The organism is Bifidobacterium sp. LH_424, assembly GCF_056356895.1.
In genome coordinates this window covers 1-18,676 of record NZ_JBKEVC010000006.1, presented here as the reverse complement: position 1 = coordinate 18,676, position 18,676 = coordinate 1, and the positions used below count along the sequence as shown (strand labels likewise).

Sequence of the window (18,676 nt, the reverse complement as noted above, 5' to 3'; positions counted from 1 at the left end):
CGCCGGTCAGGCACCCCTCGTAAGCCGGTTACACCGTCGGACCGGCCATGAAGTACCCCTTGTAACCAAGAAACATCAATTCGCTTCGGTGAAACGCATAGTGGCCTCCTTCCCGGGAAGGGAAGGAGGCCACTATGGGGCCGATTCGTCGGCGGCATCAACCGCCGATCGCCGTCAGCCGTGGTCGCGGAATCGAATCGTTCTCACGATTCCCCGCGGGAACCTGTCACTTCTTGCGCTTGGTGAGGAAGAACAGGGCGACGGCGGCGATGACCAGCAGCACGATCACGATCACGATGATCGCGATGTTGGAGCCGGTGGTCGTCAGCGTGTTGGCGTCCGTGTTCGCGTTCTGGCTCGCGGACGGCTTCAGCGTGCCGGGAATGACGGTCACGGTGGCGGTCACCTCGTAATCGGTGCCGTTCACCGTGGCGACGCCCTTCACCTGGAACGTGCCGGTCTTCGCGTACTTGGCGGCGGGCACGGTGTCCCAGACCACGGCGGCATCGGTCGTGGAGCCGTCGGACCAGTGGGCCTTCACCGTCTTCGGCAGGGCGGGCGCCGTGCCTTCGGTGGTGGAGACCTTCACGTCACGCTCGACGGAGGTGACGGTGTTCTCCGTCACGGTGACGGTCGCCTTGATCGTGTAGTCCTTGCCGCCAGCGGTGACGGTGCCTTCGATCTCGAACGAGCCGGCCTGGTCGAGCTTGTCCGCGGGAATCTCCGGCCACGTGATGGCGACGGTTTCGACGTCCCCGTTCGTCCAGGTGACGGTGGTGGTCTTCGGCAGGTCGGGCTGCACGCCGACCTTGGTGCCGACGGTCACGGCCGTGGTGTCGACGGACTTCACGGTGGCCGGGTTCACCTTCACGGTGACGGTCACGTCAAGCCCGGCGGCCTTGCCCTTGACGACGAAGGTGTTGCCTTCACGCTTCGAGTAGTCGGCCTTCGTGTAGGACTTGGTGTTCCACGTGATCACGGCGTCTTCCGTCGCGCCGTCCGTGTAGGTGACCTCGACGGTCTTCGGCAGCTTGTCGGACGGGTCGGTGCCGGAGTCGACAGTCACGCCGGCGAGCTTGGCGGCGGATTCGGCCTTGGCGGTGACCTTGACGGTGACCCTCACGTCGGCGGTCGCACCGGTCACGGCGTCGGTCGCCTTGCCGTTCACGATGAACTCGCCGCGCTTCGCGTACTGGGACGCGTCGATGGCGTCCCACGTGATCGGCGTGTCGACGCCGGTCTCGCCGTTGCTCCAGTCGGTCTTGACGCTGGTCTGCAGCTGCGGCGCGACCTTCGCCTCGGTGGTCACGGCGGGGATGTCGGCGACCTTGGTGATAGTGGCCGGCGTGACCTTGACCGTGACGGCGACGGGCAGCGTGGCGGCTTCCACGGCCTTCGCGACGATGACCTTGGAGGAGTCGGCCGCGGCGGCGGATTCGACGGTCGGGTCGACGGTGCCGTTCACGGTGAACGTGTTGCCTTCACGCTTCGAGTAGTCGGCCTTCGCGTAGGTCTTGTGCCACGTGATCGGGTTTGTGGTCGTGTCGCCGTTGGACCAGGTGACGGTCGCGGTCTTCGGCAGCTTGCTGGTCGGGTCGGTGCCGGACGGCACGGTAATCGTGGTGGTGCCGTCAGTCGGCTCGGCCTTCTGCGCGGTGGCCGGGTTGACCTTGTAGGTGACCTTCACCTTGTAGTCCGTGCCGGCGATGGTGACGGTGCCGTTGACGGTGAACGTGCCGCCCTTACGGTTGGTGTAGTCGGCCTTGTCCGGTTCGTCCCACGTCACCGGTTCCTGCGTCGTGGTGCCGTTCGACCACGCGACGGTGGCCTGCGCGTTCGAGAGGTCGGGCTTGGTGCCGGAGTCGACGGTCACGAACGGGTTGGCGGACGGGCCGGTGACGGATTCGACGGTGGCGGCGACCACGGTCACGTTGACGGTGAACTCATAGGTCTTGCCGTTGACAATCACGGTGCCCTTGACCGGCACGGTGGCGCCTTCCGTCTTGAACTGGTCGGCGGTGGTCTTCTCCCACGTGATGTCCTTGGTCTCGGTATCGCCGTTGGAGTAGGTGACAGTCGCCTTGATGCCGCTCAGGTCGGGCGTTTCGCCGACGACGGTCTGCGCGGTCGCGGCGGAGGCCACGACGGACTTCACGGTGGCAGGGTTGACGGTCACCTTGAAGGAGACGCCATCGGCGTATCCGTCGACAGTGCCCTTCACAGTGAACTCGCCGCCGGCGCGCTTGCCGTACTGATCCTTGGTGAGCTTCGTCCACGTGACGTTCGCGGTGCCGGTTTCGCCGTCGTTGTACGTGACGGCGACGGTGTCCGGGTATGTGGGTTCGGTGCCGGATTCGACGGTCTGGTCGTCCGGCGCGGTGACGGAGGTGATGGTGCGCGCGGTGACGATCACCTTCACGGTGACGGTGAAGGTCTTGTCACCCACGGTGACCGTGCCGTTCACGTCGAAGCCGTCGGCGTTCTCGGTGGCGTACTTGCTCTGGTCGATGGAATCCCACATGACGTCGGCCTGCTGTGTGGTGCCGTCAGAATAGGTGACGGTCGCCTTGACCTGGCTCAGATCGGGCGCGTGCGTGGCGATCGTGGAGACGGAAGCCTGCGCGGCGACGGCACCAGTCGGCACGGCGTTGGTCACGTTCACCGTGACCTTGGCCTTGATGGTGGTGCCGCTGACGGTGCCATTCACGATGAAGCTCTTGCCCGCCGTGGCGTACTTACTCGGAGCGATGGACTCCCACGTGACATTGACTTGCTGCTCGGAACCGTCGCTGTAGTGGGCGGTCACCTGCTCAGGCAGGGTCGGGGCCACACCCGCGGGCGTGGAGACGACTTCGGCGTCATCGAGTGAAGTGATGGTGATCGCATTCCACTTCGCATACAGGGTGATGTTGCCGGTGACGGGCGTGGAGAAGTTGTACGGCTTCGTGAACTGCGCGTCAGTGTACCAACCGCCGAACGTGTACCCGGCCTTGGTCGGTGCGGTCGGCGCGGTCGCAACGCTACCGGAGTCCACGGTCTGCGTGGCGACAGTGGAACCGCCGTTCGTGTTGAACGTGACGGTGTACTTCTTGCCCAGCTCGTTCACCTTGGCGACGTAGGCGTTGAAATCGTTGGCGTAGGAATCAACATCCTCGACATAGCCTTTGTATCCCCAGCTGGATGCCACATAATCCTGTACGACCGTCTTGTTGCCGTAGGACTTATACGGAGCAGGAGACGTCGAATTGACGCCCAAACCAGTGATGTCGTATTCGAGATATGACATCGGGCTGTTGTTGTACGAATACTTATTCGTCAGATTGATGTAGTGGCCTGTATTGGAGGAATAAACCGGATTGTTGTCGTAATTGGCCTTTTCGCCATACCACATCTGAGCAGCGGAGGAACTCCCATTCTCGAACAAAGCAGTCGGCCACGCGGCGTTCTCCGCCTCGGCGAACCGATAGTTGCTGTGGTAATTCTGTCCGTTGTTGGCAGCATGATCAGCCTTCGTGGAAGAAAAATTCGCGTTCGATTGGCCCACTGCCATGAGGATGTCCGAGACCTTGTACGGGGTCAGCTTCCTGCTCGCGTCATCACAGACACGTCCCTTGCCGGAAGCCAAATCCGTGCGGCAGGGCTCATTGACCAACGTCAGACGATATGCGTTGATGCTCTTAATCTGGTCGAGAGCATTCTGCATGTTTTCAAGGCTGGTCGCATCGCCATTGCCACCGATGTTCTTCGTGGTCGGCAACGCGGAGTTCCTCAGGATGTTAGCCGCATCCGCAGCGGTGGCCTTCTCATTGGCATCCGTTGCGTTCTCGGACTTCCAGACGAAGTAGCCGTAGGACGACTTCTTCTCCGTGGTGGACAGCGCACTCCAGCCGGTGGCCGCCTGGGCGGGCAGGACGCAGAAGAGCATCGCCGCACTGGCAAGTACGCCGACGACTCCCATCCCCACTCGCGTCATGATGTTCTTCGACATCTTCCTTCTCCATACCTTCATTCGCGAAGTGCCCGACCAAACGACGTCATGAGCACCCCTTCGTATACGGGGCCAAGTATAGGACGCCGTCCCGATAGGCGGAACAGATGCTCCGGTGAGGGGCCGCGAGTGTGCGATCGGAATTTTGGGGGTGCCGCAACGAACCCCCTCAGTCCGGCCTCCGGCCGGCCAGCTCCCCCTAAAGGGGGCGCATACTGCCACCCCTTTGGCCCCCTCTGACGAGGGGGCTGTCGGCCGTAGGCCGACTGGGGGAGAGATAGTCGAAAATCAAAGCAGGCTGGAAAGCAACCGCCGCACCAGCCTTTCCTTGCGCCCCCTTTCAGGGGGAGCTGGCGCGCGAAGCGCGACTGAGGGGGTAAAGACAAGCGGCCGCAGGCTGCGGAAAGGAACACACATCGACTGGAAGCCGATTCCGTTCCTCCCGCGGCCTGCGGCCGCTGTGGTCTCTCCCTCCGACCGCCTCCGGCGGCCACCTCCCTCATCAGAGGGAGGCAAAAGGGAATATCAGATGATGCCGCGATCAGCGAGCGGACCATCCCATTGATATTCGAGCTCGCGGGCGGGCTTGATCTCCTCTTCGGGGAGGTGCTTGGCGGGAATCGTCTTCGGCTTGAACGGGAACTTCTCGGCGCGCATCTTCTCGTAGGCGGCGATGTCGTCCTCGTGCTGGAGCGTCAGGTCGATGTCGTCGTAGCCGTTCATCAGACGCCAACGCGTGTAGTCGTTCACCTCGAACGGCAGGGTCACGTCGCCGCAGGTCACGGTGCGGTCCTCGAGCGAGACGGTCATCGCACGGCCCGGCTCCTCTTCGAGGAGCTTCCACAGCAGTTCGACGCTCTCCTGCGGCATGATCGCCGCGAGCACGCCGTTCTTCGCCGTGTTGCCGTAGAAGATGTCGGCGAAGCTCGGCGCGATGACGACGCGGAAGCCGTAGTCGTGCAGCGCCCACACCGCATGCTCGCGGGAGGAGCCGATGCCGAACTCGGGGCCGGCGACGAGAATCTGGCCCTTCGCGTATTCGGGCTTGTTGAGCACGAACTCGGGGTCGCGGCGCCACGCGTAGAAGAGCGCGTCATCGAAGCCGGTCTTGGTGACGCGCTTCAGGAACACGGCGGGGATGATCTGGTCGGTATCGACGTTGGAGCGGCGCAGCGGCACGCCCACGCCGGTCAACGTGGTGAGTTTTTCCATGATTGTCCTTTCGGGGTCTCTCCCCCACCCGGCTGCGCCGGGAGCCCCCTCGTCAGAGGGGGCCGAGATAAACGGATTACAAATCGGCGGGGCTGGAGATCGTGCCGCGGATCGCGGTGGCGGCGGCGACGGCGGGCGACGCGAGGTGCGTGCGCGACCCCTTGCCCTGACGGCCTTCGAAGTTGCGGTTCGACGTGGAAATCGAGCGTTCGCCCGGCACCATCTTGTCCGGGTTCATGCCGAGGCACATCGAGCAGCCGGCGTTGCGCCATTCCGCGCCGAAGTCCTCGAACACCTTGTCGAGTCCTTCCTTCTCCGCCTGCAGGCGCACGCGCGAGGAGGCGGGCACGACGAGCACGCGGTGGATGTTCTTCGCCTTGTGATGGCCCTTCATGATCGCGGCGGCCTGACGCAGGTCGTCGATGCGGCCGTTCGTGCAGGAGCCGATGAACACGGTGTCGACGGCGATGTCCTTGATCGGCATGCCCGGCTTCAGGCCCATGTACGCGATGGCGCGCTCGGCGGCGGAACGCTTGGTCGCGTCGGCGATGTCCGCCGGGACCGGCACGTTCGCAGTGATCGGCAGGCCCTGGCCCGGGTTGGTGCCCCACGTCACGTAGGGTCCGAGCGTGGACGCGTCGATGTCCACCTCCTTGTCGAAGACGGCGTCGTCATCGGTCTTCAGCGTCTTCCAGTACGCGACGGCCTTGTCCCACATCTCACCTTCCGGCGCGTGCGGACGGCCCTTCAGGTATTCGAACGTGGTCTCGTCCGGCGCGATCATGCCGGCGCGCGCGCCCGCCTCGATGGACATGTTGCACACGGTCATGCGCTCGTCCATCGTGAGGTTGCGGATCGCCTCGCCGCGGTATTCGATGACGTGGCCCTGGCCGCCGCCGGTGCCGATCTTCGCGATGATCGCGAGGATGATGTCCTTCGCGGTGGCGTCCGCCGGCAGCTTGCCATTCACGTTGACCGCCATTGTCTTGAACGGCTTCAGGGACAGGGTCTGCGTGGCCATCACGTGTTCGACCTCGGAGGTGCCGATGCCGAACGCGAGCGCGCCGAACGCGCCGTGCGTGGAGGTGTGCGAGTCGCCGCACACGATGGTCATGCCCGGCTGGGTGAGGCCGAGGATCGGGGCGAACGCGTGCACGATGCCCTGGTCGGCGTCGCCGAGCGCATGCAGGCGCACGCCGAACTCCTTGCAGTTCTTCTCCAACGTGCTCAGCTGGAGGGCGCTCGTCTTGTCCGGGTTCGGACGGTCGATGTCCACCGTGGGCGTGTTGTGGTCCTCGGTGGCGATGAGCTGATCGACGTGGCGGGGCTTGCGGCCGGCCAGTCGCAGGCCCTCGAACGCCTGGGGGCTCGTGACTTCATGCATGAGCATCAGGTCGATGTACAGCAGGTCGGGCGCTCCGTCGCTGCCCTTCCGTACCAGATGATCGGCCCAGACCTTCTCGGCCAGTGTCGTTCCCATGGGGATTCCTCCTAAATTTCTCGGCGCTAGGTCTTGTGTTTGCGCCGTGTTCGTGGTAATAGAGTATGCGGTCAACATGGGGGCGACCATATCCCGGCCGGATTATGAGATGTGCCATCGGAAGCCCGGTTTTCCGCCGGATTATGGCTGGAATTCCGCCGAAATCGTCACCTTTCCCCCGACTTTCCGAGCGCATCGCGATGACGTCGGTTGACCTCGCATGCCGCCCTTGGACGATGTGAGCGCACACAGATTCCATTACTCGGTCATTCGCCGACATGCGGCGTTCGTCACGTGGTACACTGCCCCGATTTGGCATTTCACTATGTGAGATGGTATAAACGGAAACCATGACTTCCATGCACTCAGATACCGCTGTGGCCGAAGAGCCGGTCGCCGAGCAGGACACCACCGACGACAAGACCCCCGCCACCGCGCAGGCCGCCGAGCAGAACGACGGCGAGGTGCATTCCGGCGTCGGCGTGCTCGACAAGACCGTGAAGATTCTCGACGCCCTTGAGACCGGCCCCTCCACGCTCGGCCAGCTCGTGGCCGCCACCGGTCTGGCCCGACCGACCGCCCATCGACTCGCGATCGCGCTCGAACGCCATCGCTTCGTGCTGCGCGACCAGCACGGCCGTTTCGTGCTCGGCTCCCGTTTCGCCGAGCTCGCCGCCGCCGCCGGCGAGGACCGACTCCTCACCGCCGCCGGCCCGATCCTCCAGACGCTGCTCGACCGTACCGGCGAATCCGCGCAGATCTACCGCCGCCAGGGCGACCAGCGCGTGTGCATCGCCGCCGTGGAGCGCGCCTCCGGTCTGCGTGATTCGATTCCCGTGGGCGCGATGCTCTCGATGGAAGCCGGCTCCGCCGCGCAGATCCTGCTCGCTTGGGAGGATTCCGAGCGCATGCATCAGGGCCTGCGCCACGCGAAGTTCAACGCGACCAAGCTGGCCGCCGTCCGCAAGCGCGGTTGGTCCGAGTCGGTGAACGAGCGCGAGGAGGGCGTGTGCTCGATCTCCGCGCCGATCCGCAACGCCTCCGGCCAGGTGATCGCCGCGATCTCCATCTCCGGCCCGTCCGGCCGTATGGGCAACGCCCCCGGCCGCCGCTACGCGCCGCTGGTGATGGCCGCCGGCAAATACCTGACCGAAGCCCTCATCAAGGCCTCCTCCGGCCGCTGAGCCGGCAACAGACCCTACTCGGCCCCCTCTGGCGAGGGGGCCAATGCATACTCACGCGAACAGGCCCTTGAGCTGCTCCCATATCGTGGGCTTGCGCAGCAGGTCGTCGCCCTCTCCGTCCTGCGGGGGCTTCGCGTTCAACGCGTACGTGTACGCCTTCTTCGAACTGGGCTTGCCGACGAGCTCGCCGAACTCCAACAGCTGCGTGCGCGGCTCATACGGATGCCGGATGTCGAATTCGATGAGCCTGGTCGCACGCTTCGCCGGCGCGGGCCCATACGAGCCGAATCCGCAGGTCGGCGTCGCCGCCATCATCACGCCGTCCAGTTCGCCGACGAACCAATTGCGATGGTCATGACCGGTCGCCACCCCTATATAAGGAAACACCTCGGCACGGGAATCATCCGAACCGGCTTCCCCGATCACACCGGAATCATCCGCATCCGCATCATCCATCACCGCACGCATCGTCGCGTCATCGCCGCGCAATACCGCGAACTCACGCGACGTATCCGGGCAACTGATGCCCTCACCCAGATAGCCGCCGGGACGCACCTTCCCCTCGTCCAGAACGTAATACCGCGCGGCGTGCTCGCGGTACCCCTGCATCGCGTACGGCGTGGTCGCGGTGACGGGCGTGAGCAGGTCATAGTATTCCGGCAACGGCATGTGCTGGAACAGGACGGACCGCGCGCCGATCGCCGACGGCACGCGCGCGAGGAACGAGAGCGCGTCGTCCGTCGGCGCGGCGAACCCGCCGCCGTGCGCATAGTCGCCCGAATCGAGGACGACGAGGCCCAGCACCGTGCGTTTGTGCGCCTCGTCGGCGACGGGCAGCGCGAACGTACCGGCCGCATGCGGGTAGACGACCTGATCGGGCAGCAACGTGTGCGCCGACAGCACGTCGGCCTCGACGCCGGGCGTCGGGTTCACGCAGCCGGGGAACTCGCGGTAGATGGCGTCGAGTTCAGCGTTCGACAGGCCGCACTGGAAATCATGATTGCCGTACGTGACGGCGAACGGCACCTTGCGCTCGATCAGTGGCGCGAGGAACTGGGCGATCGCGCCACGCACCAGTTCGCGCGTACGCTCGTGCGCCTCGGCGGCGGCGTTGGCGGCTTCGGCGTCGGACGTGTCGATATCGGCGTCGATATCGCTGCCGACGGTGACGCTCCAGCGGCGTTTGCGGAACGTCTCGGCGAACGCGGGATCATAGCCGGCGACTTGGTTGCCGGTGAAGACGACCAGATCGGGGCGGACCGCGTCGAGACTCGCCTCGATGAGCCGGATCGTGTCCTTCGCGATCTTCGGGCCGTCCTGGATGTCAGCGACCTGCAGCACACGGAACTTGCCGGAATGGTGGAACTGAAGCCGCCCCAGGCGGGCGGACACGGACAGGGGACGGGTGTCCCCCGCCTCCGCCGGCTTGATCCTCGGCCTTGAAGACATGCCCTCGGGCGCACGTGTGTTTTCCGTCATGACTCCTACTGTAATGCGCCGATGCGCAGCTCATATGGACGCCACGCGACGCCACGGCGCGGTCGTTCCCATGGTGCGGTAACACATATCCTTCACAACCGCGGAATACCGCCGTTTCTTGACACCGCACCATGAGTGGTTTACCGCACCATGGGATGAATGGGAAGGAAAAACAAGAAAACCCTCGCTTGCGCGAGGGTTTTCATTGGCTGGGGTGCCTGGACTCGAACCAAGAATGGCTGAACCAGAATCAGCTGTGTTGCCAATTACACCACACCCCAATTTGGCTGGCGTGTAACTCCGAAGAGTTCCGCGTCGTACCCCCAACCGGATTTGAACCGGTGTTGGCGCCGTGAGAGGGCGTAGTCCTAGACCGCTAGACGATGGGGGCTTATTCTGTTATCCGACATTTCTGCCGTGTTGTTTGGTTCTTTGTGAACCGCGCAACGAGTGATTAATATACGCGCATGCCGGTACGTGCGCAACTTACGGCGTGTCGCCAGTATTTCCAACGGTTTTGCACATCGCGCACAGCGTCCGATACCGCCCGCCGCCTTGCGATTGCGGCGTCTTTTTCATGAAAGAAGGCGGATTGGGCCCCCGGACTGTGGCACCTAGGAGAGGATGACGGACGACATGTCGGCCTCCATGCACTCCCCCGCCTTTCCGGACGCGGCCATCGCACATTCACGATGGAAGGAACGAACGAAACGGACAGGACGAACCAGACGGCATCGTTGCGAACATACCGAGAAGAGAATGGGGATACAGGCAAGCATCACGAACGGCCGCCAGACGGTTCGATGAACAGCAGCCCGAGAGATGCGGGTGCATACGCGAAGGACCCCGACTCGATGAGCCGGGGTCCTTCCTGTCCGTACCCCCAACCGGATTTGAACCGGTGTTGGCGCCGTGAGAGGGCGTAGTCCTAGACCGCTAGACGATGGGGGCGTATTCATTTTTCGGTGTTTTCACCCGCTGCGGCGAACCGCAACGAGTGATTAATATACGTGAGCCGTCCGACTTCGTCAACATCGGCGTGTCACATTGTGACTCCTTGGTTGACAACTCTTTTGTAACCGCTTTCTACCATCCGCCTTGGCGGCATCCTCAGGCGAACACCTCAGGCGAACGACGAATCGCCCCGCTCTTCATCGAAGAGCGGGGCGATTTCGATTCCCACGAGCCGTGGCGTCACGACCTCACACCGTCACCGAACCTATATACAAGGCCCACACGGAACGCGTCACAGACGCATCACAGATGCGCGCGCAGGCCCTTGAGACGGGCAAGCGTCAGGTCGCGGCCGACGATCTCCATGGACTCGAAGAGCGGCGGGGAGACGCGGCGGCCGGACATGGCGACGCGCACCGGGCCGAAGGCGAGGCGCGGCTTGTAGCCGCCCTCCTCGACGAGCGCCTTGTTCAGCGTCTCGTGCAGGTTGTCGGTCTTCCAATCGCCCTCGGAGACGCCTTCCAACGCGGCGATCGCCAGGTCGAGCACGGCCGGCGCGGAATCCTTGAGCTGCTTCTTGGCGCCGTCGTCCGGCTCGATGTACTCGTCGGTCGACAGCAGGGAGCCGACCATGCCGGCGACTTCGCCGAGCAGACGCACGCGCGTCTGGACGAGCGGCGCTGCGGCGGTCAGGATCTCCTGCTCGCGGGCGGTCAGCGCATCCCACGAATCCGCGGAGACCACGCCGTCGCGCTTGAGGTACGGCACGGAGCGACGCAGGAAGTCCTCGGGCTCGAGCATGCGCACGTGCTCGGCGTTGATGGAGATGGCCTTGTCGAGGTCGAAGCGAGCCGGGTTGGCCTTCACGTCGCGCACGTCGAACTTGGCAATCATCTCGTCCATCGAGAACACGTCGCGGTCGGGCGCGATGGACCAGCCGAGCAGCGCGAGGTAGTTGAGCAGGCCCTCGCGGATGAAGCCGGCGTCGCGGTGGTTGAACAGGTTGGATTCCGGATCGCGCTTGGAGAGCTTCTTGTTGCCCTGGCCCATCACGTACGGCATGTGGCCGAACAGCGGGGTCTGCTTGGCGATGCCCAGCTCGATCAGGTAGCGGTAGAGCACGATCTGGCGCGGGGTGGAGCTCAGCAGGTCCTCGCCACGCAGCACGACGTTGATGTCCATCATCGCGTCGTCGACCGGGTTGGTGAGCGTGTACAGCGGATCGCCGTTCGGGCGGACGATCACGTAGTCCGGCACGGAGCCGGCCTTGAATTCGATGGTGCCGCGGATGAGGTCGTCAAAGGCGATGTCCTCGTCGGGCATGCGGATGCGCAGCGCGGGCTTGCGGCCTTCGGCGCGGAAGGCGGCCTTCTGCTCCTCGGTCAGGTCACGGTCGTAGCCGTCGTAGCCGAAGGCCTTCGGGCGGCCGGCGGCCACGTTGCGGGCCTCGATCTCCTCGGGCGTGGAGAAGGATTCATAGGCGTAGCCCGCGGCCAGCAGCTTGGCGGCGACGTCCTTGTAGATGTCGGTGCGCTCGGACTGGCGGTACGGGCCGTGGGGGCCGCCCACGTCGATGCCCTCGTCCCAGTCGATGCCCAGCCAGCGCAGGGATTCGAGAATCTGGTTGTAGCTTTCCTCGCTGTCGCGCTGGGCGTCGGTGTCTTCGATGCGGAAGACGAGCTTGCCGCCGGTGGCGCGCGCCTCGGCCCAGTTGAACAGGGCGGTGCGGATCATGCCGACGTGTGGGGTGCCGGTCGGGGACGGGCAGAATCGGACGCGCACGTCCTTCGGCAGTTCGGGCTTGTGGTTTTTCGCGGATTCGTTCGCGTGTTCGGCTTCAGTCATAGTCCCCTATTGTGCCGCGCGTGCCGGACGCGTGGGATGCGCCGACCTCCCGCTCCGCACCAAGCCGTCCCCCACTCCGTAATCGTCAACCGTGCCATCCACACTTCCCCACCGCATCCTCACCATCGTGGACTTTCCCCGCCGGCGGACCTACCATCGGCAGCCACCCGCAATGCCCGTCACCGCCCGACGGGCACAACCCGAACAAACGCGCGCCAAAACATACGAGCCGATGCAGGAGACGATGACGATGACGCATGATGACCGACATGACGGCCGCGACAGCGCCGGTCGAGTGTATGACAATCGTCATACACTCGATTACAATGAACAACAACCACCGCGAATCGAGATTCATCCGCATGCGTTGCATGCACACCACATCGATCGAAGCCAGATCGAATCCGCCTTCATCACACGAATCGGTCCGGCGCGCATCCGCAGCCGGGACCGGGACGCCGACCCACCCCGATGGGCGGCCATAGGATTCGACCAGCAGCAGCGTCTCATCGAACTGGTGTACGTGAAGACGGCCGACCCGGAACCACTGATCATCCATGCGAACTATCTCACCAAGGGGTTCTTCAAGGAATGGAGCAGAGCATGACGCAATACATCGCCGAAGACGGAACACCCATCACCGACGACATGGTCGAACGGTGGGCGCAGGAGGCCGAAAAGGGCTTTGCGGATGCCTCGCTCGACCGGGAAGCCGATCCGTTTCCACCCAGCAAGTCCGACATGAGGGCGCATACCATTCGTATCCCCGATGCGCTATGGCGTCTGGTGGAAACCGCCGCGCAGGCCCGACAGGTGACGCCGAGCGAGTACACGCGGCAAGCGCTCAGCGACAGCCTCGCACAATCCGGACTCACCCGCGAGGAGAAGATCCTCATCTACGCCCAAGCGCATCATCTCACCCGGGAAGAGGCCATCGACGAGCTGCTCGACAAGGCTCTGGCCTGACCCGGGCGCGTGACCGTCGGTCCCACGCGTCCGGCGTCACGCGTCCGATGCCGCGTGATATCACGCGACGTCACGTGGCATCGCGTGATATCACGCCGCCTCACGCCTCGGCTTGCGCGGTGCGCGCGAAGCCGAGGGAAGTGAGGAAGTCCGCCGCGTCGCCGCTTGCGGCGAAGACGGCGGTCCCGGCGAGGATGCGACGGCACGTCGCGCCGAGTTCGTCGCGCGCCGCCTCGACCGTTCCGGCCGCGGCACCGGCGACGCCCGCGACGCCTGCCGCGCCAGCCGCGTCGCCGAGCACGCCCAGTTCGTCGGCGAGACGTCCGGGCACCACGAACAGTCCCTGCATGCCGGCCAGTCCGATCTCATCCGTTCCGATGATCGCCTGCGCCGACTCCCCCGCCGCCACGTCGCCGTCCGTTCCGGACGCGGCGTCGCGCAGGATGAGGTTCATCTCGTAGCCGCGATCGGTCGCGATGAGGCTCGCCGACACCGACGCCCCGTCACGGACGACTCCCTCACCGGCACCGGCACCAGCACCAGCGGAAACGCCCTCGCCCTCGACCCACGCGGCGCGGATGCGCTCGGACGCGGAGACGGCCGTACCGGCCGACTGCGCGACGACGCGCACCGCGGTGCCCGGCCAGTCGAGGAGCTCCACGACCGCGTCGGACGAACCGGGCACGGCGAACGTGGCCGCCGCCTCGGCGCGATGCAGCGGCAGGAGCTCGGCGCCGCCCTCGTAGTGCTCGTGCACGGCGGCCGTGCCGCCACGGAGCGCCGACGCGGCGTCGCAGCCGATGAAGTGGCCGGGGAACCGGTCGACGAAATCGATGAGGCGCGCGAACATGTCGGCGTCGGCGATCAGCGGCGTATGCTCCATGCTCGCGCACACGCCATGCTGGCGGACGATGCCGTAGCGCTTGAACCGCCAGAACCAATCGTCGCCGCCGAGCGTGAGCGGCACGGTCCTGAGCGTGCGACGGCCGCGCGGCGCGTAGCCTTCGTTCTCGTGGCACGCCCCGCACGCGGGGTAGCGTCCGGACACGTCGCCGGAGGCGGGGTCCTCCTGCGCGAACTCGGGCTTGGCGAGGTCGATGACGAAGGCAAGCCCGTGCGCGTCGAATCGGGGGTTCGCGTCGAGCTCGCTCTTCTTCACGGAGTCGTTGCCCACGCAGTAGTCGTACAGCCAGCGCATCGCGTCCTCGCCGCCGCCGTTGCGCTCCTCGTCGAGGAAGCGGCGGGCCACGGTCGAGGGGTTCGCGGAGAGCAGGCCCATCACGCCGTCCGACGCGATCGGTGCCTCGTCGCGCGTGCAGATGCCGGCGACGACGATGGCGTCGCGGAACCGGTCGAGCAGACGGTCCGGGGTCAGCGGTTCACGGGAGGTCGCGCCGGTGACGCGGTACGTGGCGAGGCCGAGCATCGCGAGCACCTGGTTGCGTTTCCAGTCCACGTCGAGCGGGTCGAGTTCGAGCCGTCGCGTCGCGTAGTCGATGAGCGCGTCGATGCTGCCGTACACGTTGGCGAGCGCGTCGGCCTGCGCCGCCGCCTCGCCGTCGATCTCGATGGGGTCTCGATCGGTGAATGCCATGGATGTTCCTCCGCCGTTTGCCGAATGATGCGGGCGTTCCGGGCCGACTTCGTCGCCGGCTACGTCGCGCCATGATGACCCCATCGTAGTCGTCGCGCGGCGTTCCGACAACCGTCGCCGCGACGATACACCGTCGTGATGCACCGTCGCGGCGGCACGGCGGACGCGACCACGTACCCGCAATACGTACCCGCGATCACGCGGTCACAGTTCCACGGTCTCCTTGTTGTCGTTCTTGACGTGCGCGAATTTGGCGGCGAGCGCGGCCTTGTTGCGCTTCTCGTCCTCCTCCTTCGCCTTCTTCTTCGCCTCGGCGGGGTCCCACAGCACGTCCTCGCGATGCTTCGTCCATTCGGCGGCGGCGAGCGGCGCGACGAACGCTGCGGTCGCGTCGAGCAGGGCGGCGTCCCCCACGCCCGTCGTCGCGCCTTCCGCGGCCGCCGTCGCGGCGTCGGCGAGCGCGGCGGCGCGGGCGGCGAGCAGGTCGCGGATCTGCACGTCGGTCAGGCAGATGCGCGGCACGGAGATCTGTTCGCGCAGCTCGTTGACGACGAGCAGCAGCGGCAGCACGGCGCGCACGGCGGCATCGTCGACCGGTGTATCGGCGGTGACCAGCGCGGCTGGCCCGGTGGCGGAGTCGTCCTCGACGGCGGCGAGCAGCGCGTCGCACACGGTGAGCGCGGCCGCGAACCGGTGCGCCATCGCGTCGACGAGCGCGGGCGACGGCTCATACGCGTCGTCGTCGACCGGCACGGCGGCACCGGCGGTGTCCGCGGCTTCGGCCGCGCCGCCGGTCTCGCCGCCATCGCCGGTACCGTCGCCGGCGACCGCGTACTCCCCCGCGTCGAACGTACCGTCGTTCACGGCGGCTTCGACGGCGTCCAGCGTCGCGTGCACGCGCACGGACGCGGCGTCGTCCCACGTGATGCCGAGGTCGGCGGCGACGTCGTCGACGAGCGTCGCGTCGCCGGTGTCGGAGAAGTCGGCGAGCGCGTCGTAGGCGTCGTTGGCGGCGAGCAGCGCGTCGACGATCGTCTGCGGACGTCCGGGAATCGCGTCCGCGCCCTCGTACACGAATTCGGCATCCGGCACGGTCACGTCCTCGCCGGTGAGGATGCGGGCGAAGGCGCGCGTCACGCGCACCTGCAGGTTCTCGCCGTATTTCGCGTCGTTGTCCATGCGCATCGCGTCGGTGAGCGGCCACAGCGCGATCAGGCGCGCCGCCTCGCGCGCCGCCTCGCGCACGGCGGGCGCGGCGGCCACGCGCGCGATTCCGGCGGTGTTCAGTTCAGTCATCATGCTCCTTTGCGTTTCGTTTCGGACGGCGTGCGATGCCTTCCGTCGTGCGCGACGCACGGCACCCCACCCGTCCGGCTTCGCCGGCCACCCTCCCCTCTCGCGGGGAGGGAAGCGACCACACGTATCGGCTTTGATTCTAGTGTGCGTCTATTGGATTCCGGCGGCGGGGTCGACATACGTGATGGACATCACACGGCCGGTCTCGCAGTCGAACGTGATGGACGTGATCGAGGCGAGCGCGGTGTGGCGCAGGAACATCCAGTGTTCGGCGTGACCGGTTTCGAGCAGATGACGGAACGACCAGATCGGCGATTCGTGGCTGACGACGATGATCTGCTCGCCGGGGTGCCGGCGGACCTTCTCGCGCGCGAAGTCGCCGACGCGTGCGGCGATGTGCGCGTACGACTCGCCCCAGCTGGGTTTCCACAGGTTCGCGACGAGCCTCCAGTTGCCGTTCCTCCACAGCGCGCCCTCGCCGTGGCCGATGCGCTTGCCCCGGAACTCGTTGCCCGCTTCGATGACGCGCTCGTCGGTCGTGAGCGTGAGCGGTTCCTGCCCGCGCGCCTCGCGCACCGGGTTCAACGCGTCGAGGATCGCGCCGGCGGTCTCGCGCGTGCGGTCGAGCGGCGACGAGTAGACGGCGGAGACGGTGTTCATCTGCGGGCTGGCGGCGATGTACGCGCCGGTCGCCTCGGCCATGCGGCGGCCCACGTCGGACAGGTGGAAGTCGGGCAGGCGCTCGTAGAGCAGATGATCGGGGTTGTACACCTTGCCGTGACGGACGAAATGGATGGTGGTGGCGGTCATCGCCGGCCTCCTTCGGGAATCGGTGAACGGTTCGCGATACGGTTCGCACTATGTATTCCAATCTACCGCGGCACGGCCGCGTGTCGCGGCGCACGCGCGCGTAGAGTGGCCGCGACCGAAGAGGGCCGACGTTATCCGATCGGGAGCGGAAAGGAGCGGGTGCGGTATGTCCAATACAGTGATCACCGGAATCAGGGATGTCGCCGGCAAGGTGTTCGGCGGGTATGCGGAGCTGCTGCGCATCCCGCATACGGCACGGTATTCGATTGGCGGCGTCATCGCGTGCATGCCGTTCCCGATGATCGGCATGACGATCACGATCTCCGTGCAGCATTACTACGGCAACTATTCGCTCGCCGGCCTGCTGACCGCGCTCCAGGCGATCGCGCTGGCCGTCGCGACGCCGCTGCTCGGCAAGCTCACCGATAAGTTCGGCCAGCGTCAGGTGTCGATCCCGACGATCATCGTGTGGATCGTCGCGGCGATCGCGCTGACCACGTCGATCACGAACCGTGCGCCGGAATGGGTGCTGTACTGTCTGACGCCGTTCCTCGCCGCGATCCCGCCGTGGGGCGCGATGAGCCGCGCGCGCTGGACGCGACTGCTCAAAGGCGACCGCGAGCGCACCGACCGCGCACTGTCGCTGTGCGGCGTGCTCGACGAGTGCATGTGGGTGGTCGGCAACCCGCTCGCCTCGACTTTGGCTGTGATTTCGGGCCTGCTCGCGTTCTCGTTCACCGGCGTGTGCGTGATTGTCGGCGCATTGATGTTCCTCACGGAACTCACGACCGAACCGCCGTCGCAATCGGACCTCGCGAGGGCGGAAGGCATCTCGCGCAAGGAGTACCGCGCGCGCGAGGCGGCGAAGGCGGAGGCGCTGCGCGCCGAGACCGCCGCCGAGGAGACGCGACGCCGGCTGCGCGCGCAGGGCGTGACCGACGAGTCAATCGTTTCACGTGAAACAATGCGCGCGCTCGAGGAGGCGAAGCAAGGGCGGAAGGCGTCGATCTGGGGGCCGGGCCTCATCGCCGTGTGCGTGACGTGGTTCGGCCTGGGCGCGTTCCAGTCGGCCGCCGGCATCTCGATCATCGCGTTCGCGACCGAGTCGGACATGAAGCAGTACACCGGATTCGTCTTCGCCTGCTTCTCGATCAGCTCGCTGTGCGGCGCGCTCGTGTACGGCGCGAAGAACTGGACGATCCCACTGTGGAAGCGGTTCTACTTCTGCCTCGCGGTGGTGAACCTCGGCATCGGGTCGTTCATGTTCGCGAAGCACCTGTGGGTCATCATGATCATCTACCTGCTGATCGGCGTATGCCAGGCGCCCACGTGGATCAACGGCAACCAGCTGATGCTGCACCTCGTGCCGCCGTCGCGGCTCACCGAAGGCATGGCGTGGATGGGCGCGATGAACTCGATCGGATCCTCCGCCGGATCGGCGATCGCCGGCCAGTTCATCGACCGCATGGGCTCGCACGGCGGCTTCATGGTCGTCACCGCCCTGGCGATCGGCTCCCTCGCGATCGCCCTCGTGGGGTTGAAGCAGATCAAAACCTCCACCGAGCAGCCGACCCTCACCGAAGTGTCGGTGTGAGCACACACTTTGGCCCCCTCTGACGAGGGGGCTGTCGAACGCAGTGAGACTGGGGGAGAGATAGCTGGAACGCAACGTTCATGGTCTCTCCCCCAGTCCGCTTACGCGGACAGCCCCCTCGTCATGAACTGCGCCCCGATTGCTGGACGTGGTTTATTAAGGGTACCTGATCAGGCTGTGGGGGACATGTTCCGGAATTCCTCCGGGGTGTGTCCCCCGAGTCGTTTCTGGCGTCGTTTGGTGTTCCAGTGGACGATGTACGCGTCCAGCCCGG

General features: G+C 65.6%; 13 protein-coding genes and 3 tRNA genes. 4 read left to right on the top strand and 12 right to left on the bottom strand.

Annotated features, from left to right (window positions below; genetic code table 11):
- Nucleotides 1-226: 226 nt before the first annotated feature.
- The 3 genes from AC1AYP_RS06250 to leuC all read right to left on the bottom strand — a co-directional run bounded on the left by AC1AYP_RS06250 (nt 227) and on the right by leuC (nt 6,680).
- Nucleotides 227-3,988, bottom strand: coding sequence for an Ig-like domain-containing protein (locus AC1AYP_RS06250; protein WP_476545150.1), 3,762 nt, complete (start codon nt 3,986-3,988; stop codon nt 227-229).
- Nucleotides 3,989-4,513: 525 nt separating this feature from the next.
- Complete coding sequence (leuD, locus tag AC1AYP_RS06245; protein ID WP_476545152.1) at nt 4,514-5,200, bottom strand: 3-isopropylmalate dehydratase small subunit; 687 nt, start codon at nt 5,198-5,200, stop codon at nt 4,514-4,516.
- Nucleotides 5,201-5,276: 76 nt separating this feature from the next.
- Nucleotides 5,277-6,680, bottom strand: a complete 1,404-nt coding sequence (gene leuC, locus AC1AYP_RS06240) for a 3-isopropylmalate dehydratase large subunit (protein ID WP_476532370.1) — start codon at nt 6,678-6,680, stop codon at nt 5,277-5,279.
- 350 nt (nt 6,681-7,030) lie between these two features.
- On the opposite strand from leuC, the gene AC1AYP_RS06235 reads away from it, so the two are divergent.
- The gene (locus AC1AYP_RS06235) at nt 7,031-7,864 is read left to right on the top strand and encodes an IclR family transcriptional regulator (protein WP_476545154.1); all 834 of its coding nucleotides are present in this window, start codon (nt 7,031-7,033) and stop codon (nt 7,862-7,864) included.
- Nucleotides 7,865-7,915: 51 nt separating this feature from the next.
- On the opposite strand, the gene AC1AYP_RS06230 is transcribed toward AC1AYP_RS06235, so the two are convergent.
- The 5 genes from AC1AYP_RS06230 to gltX all read right to left on the bottom strand — a co-directional run bounded on the left by AC1AYP_RS06230 (nt 7,916) and on the right by gltX (nt 12,142).
- Nucleotides 7,916-9,343: a metallophosphoesterase gene (locus tag AC1AYP_RS06230; RefSeq protein WP_476547177.1), complete on the bottom strand. Its 1,428-nt coding sequence runs from the start codon at nt 9,341-9,343 to the stop codon at nt 7,916-7,918.
- Between the two features lie 206 nt (nt 9,344-9,549).
- Nucleotides 9,550-9,624: transfer RNA gene (locus AC1AYP_RS06225), tRNA-Gln, on the bottom strand.
- A gap of 37 nt (nt 9,625-9,661) precedes the next feature.
- A tRNA-Glu gene (locus tag AC1AYP_RS06220) sits at nt 9,662-9,734 on the bottom strand.
- A 487-nt stretch (nt 9,735-10,221) separates the two neighbouring features.
- Nucleotides 10,222-10,294: transfer RNA gene (locus AC1AYP_RS06215), tRNA-Glu, on the bottom strand.
- 306 nt (nt 10,295-10,600) lie between these two features.
- Entirely contained in the window at nt 10,601-12,142 is a 1,542-nt protein-coding gene (gene gltX, locus AC1AYP_RS06210) for a glutamate--tRNA ligase (protein WP_476502944.1), read from the bottom strand.
- A 232-nt stretch (nt 12,143-12,374) separates the two neighbouring features.
- On the opposite strand from gltX, the gene AC1AYP_RS06205 reads away from it, so the two are divergent.
- Both AC1AYP_RS06205 and AC1AYP_RS06200 read left to right on the top strand, forming a co-directional pair.
- On the top strand, nt 12,375-12,749 hold the full coding sequence (locus tag AC1AYP_RS06205; RefSeq protein ID WP_476502945.1) for a hypothetical protein: 375 nt from the start codon (nt 12,375-12,377) through the stop codon (nt 12,747-12,749).
- A complete protein-coding gene (locus AC1AYP_RS06200) occupies nt 12,746-13,108 on the top strand; it encodes a hypothetical protein (RefSeq protein WP_476502946.1) in 363 nt (120 codons plus the stop codon). Before AC1AYP_RS06205 ends, AC1AYP_RS06200 begins: the two co-directional genes overlap by 4 nt.
- Before the next feature lie 100 nt (nt 13,109-13,208).
- Here AC1AYP_RS06200 and AC1AYP_RS06195 read toward each other — a convergent pair whose 3' ends face one another.
- From AC1AYP_RS06195 to AC1AYP_RS06185, 3 genes are all read right to left on the bottom strand, one after another.
- Nucleotides 13,209-14,702, bottom strand: a complete 1,494-nt coding sequence (locus AC1AYP_RS06195; RefSeq protein WP_476545157.1) for a UDP-glucose--hexose-1-phosphate uridylyltransferase — start codon at nt 14,700-14,702, stop codon at nt 13,209-13,211.
- A gap of 204 nt (nt 14,703-14,906) precedes the next feature.
- On the bottom strand, nt 14,907-16,001 hold the full coding sequence (locus tag AC1AYP_RS06190; protein WP_476545159.1) for a hypothetical protein: 1,095 nt from the start codon (nt 15,999-16,001) through the stop codon (nt 14,907-14,909).
- 147 nt (nt 16,002-16,148) lie between these two features.
- Complete coding sequence (locus AC1AYP_RS06185) at nt 16,149-16,808, bottom strand: histidine phosphatase family protein (RefSeq protein ID WP_476545161.1); 660 nt, start codon at nt 16,806-16,808, stop codon at nt 16,149-16,151.
- Between the two features lie 166 nt (nt 16,809-16,974).
- Between AC1AYP_RS06185 and AC1AYP_RS06180 the strand changes: the two genes are divergently transcribed.
- Nucleotides 16,975-18,402, top strand: coding sequence for an MFS transporter (locus AC1AYP_RS06180; RefSeq protein WP_476547175.1), 1,428 nt, complete (start codon nt 16,975-16,977; stop codon nt 18,400-18,402).
- A gap of 170 nt (nt 18,403-18,572) precedes the next feature.
- On the opposite strand, the gene AC1AYP_RS06175 is transcribed toward AC1AYP_RS06180, so the two are convergent.
- On the bottom strand, nt 18,573-18,676 hold a 104-nt coding region (locus AC1AYP_RS06175), incomplete at its 5' end, for an IS3 family transposase (RefSeq protein ID WP_476547207.1).

What these genes read in the sequence shown, in the direction of transcription:
- AC1AYP_RS06250 (WP_476545150.1), bottom strand. Translation starts at nt 3,988, where the DNA reads ATGTCGAAGAACATCATGACGCGAGTGGGGATGGGAGTCGTCGGCGTA.
- leuD (WP_476545152.1), bottom strand. Translation starts at nt 5,200, where the DNA reads ATGGAAAAACTCACCACGTTGACCGGCGTGGGCGTGCCGCTGCGCCGC.
- leuC (WP_476532370.1), bottom strand. Translation starts at nt 6,680, where the DNA reads ATGGGAACGACACTGGCCGAGAAGGTCTGGGCCGATCATCTGGTACGG.
- AC1AYP_RS06235 (WP_476545154.1), top strand. Translation starts at nt 7,031, where the DNA reads ATGACTTCCATGCACTCAGATACCGCTGTGGCCGAAGAGCCGGTCGCC.
- AC1AYP_RS06230 (WP_476547177.1), bottom strand. Translation starts at nt 9,343, where the DNA reads ATGACGGAAAACACACGTGCGCCCGAGGGCATGTCTTCAAGGCCGAGG.
- gltX (WP_476502944.1), bottom strand. Translation starts at nt 12,142, where the DNA reads ATGACTGAAGCCGAACACGCGAACGAATCCGCGAAAAACCACAAGCCC.
- AC1AYP_RS06205 (WP_476502945.1), top strand. Translation starts at nt 12,375, where the DNA reads ATGCAGGAGACGATGACGATGACGCATGATGACCGACATGACGGCCGC.
- AC1AYP_RS06200 (WP_476502946.1), top strand. Translation starts at nt 12,746, where the DNA reads ATGACGCAATACATCGCCGAAGACGGAACACCCATCACCGACGACATG.
- AC1AYP_RS06195 (WP_476545157.1), bottom strand. Translation starts at nt 14,702, where the DNA reads ATGGCATTCACCGATCGAGACCCCATCGAGATCGACGGCGAGGCGGCG.
- AC1AYP_RS06190 (WP_476545159.1), bottom strand. Translation starts at nt 16,001, where the DNA reads ATGATGACTGAACTGAACACCGCCGGAATCGCGCGCGTGGCCGCCGCG.
- AC1AYP_RS06185 (WP_476545161.1), bottom strand. Translation starts at nt 16,808, where the DNA reads ATGACCGCCACCACCATCCATTTCGTCCGTCACGGCAAGGTGTACAAC.
- AC1AYP_RS06180 (WP_476547175.1), top strand. Translation starts at nt 16,975, where the DNA reads ATGTCCAATACAGTGATCACCGGAATCAGGGATGTCGCCGGCAAGGTG.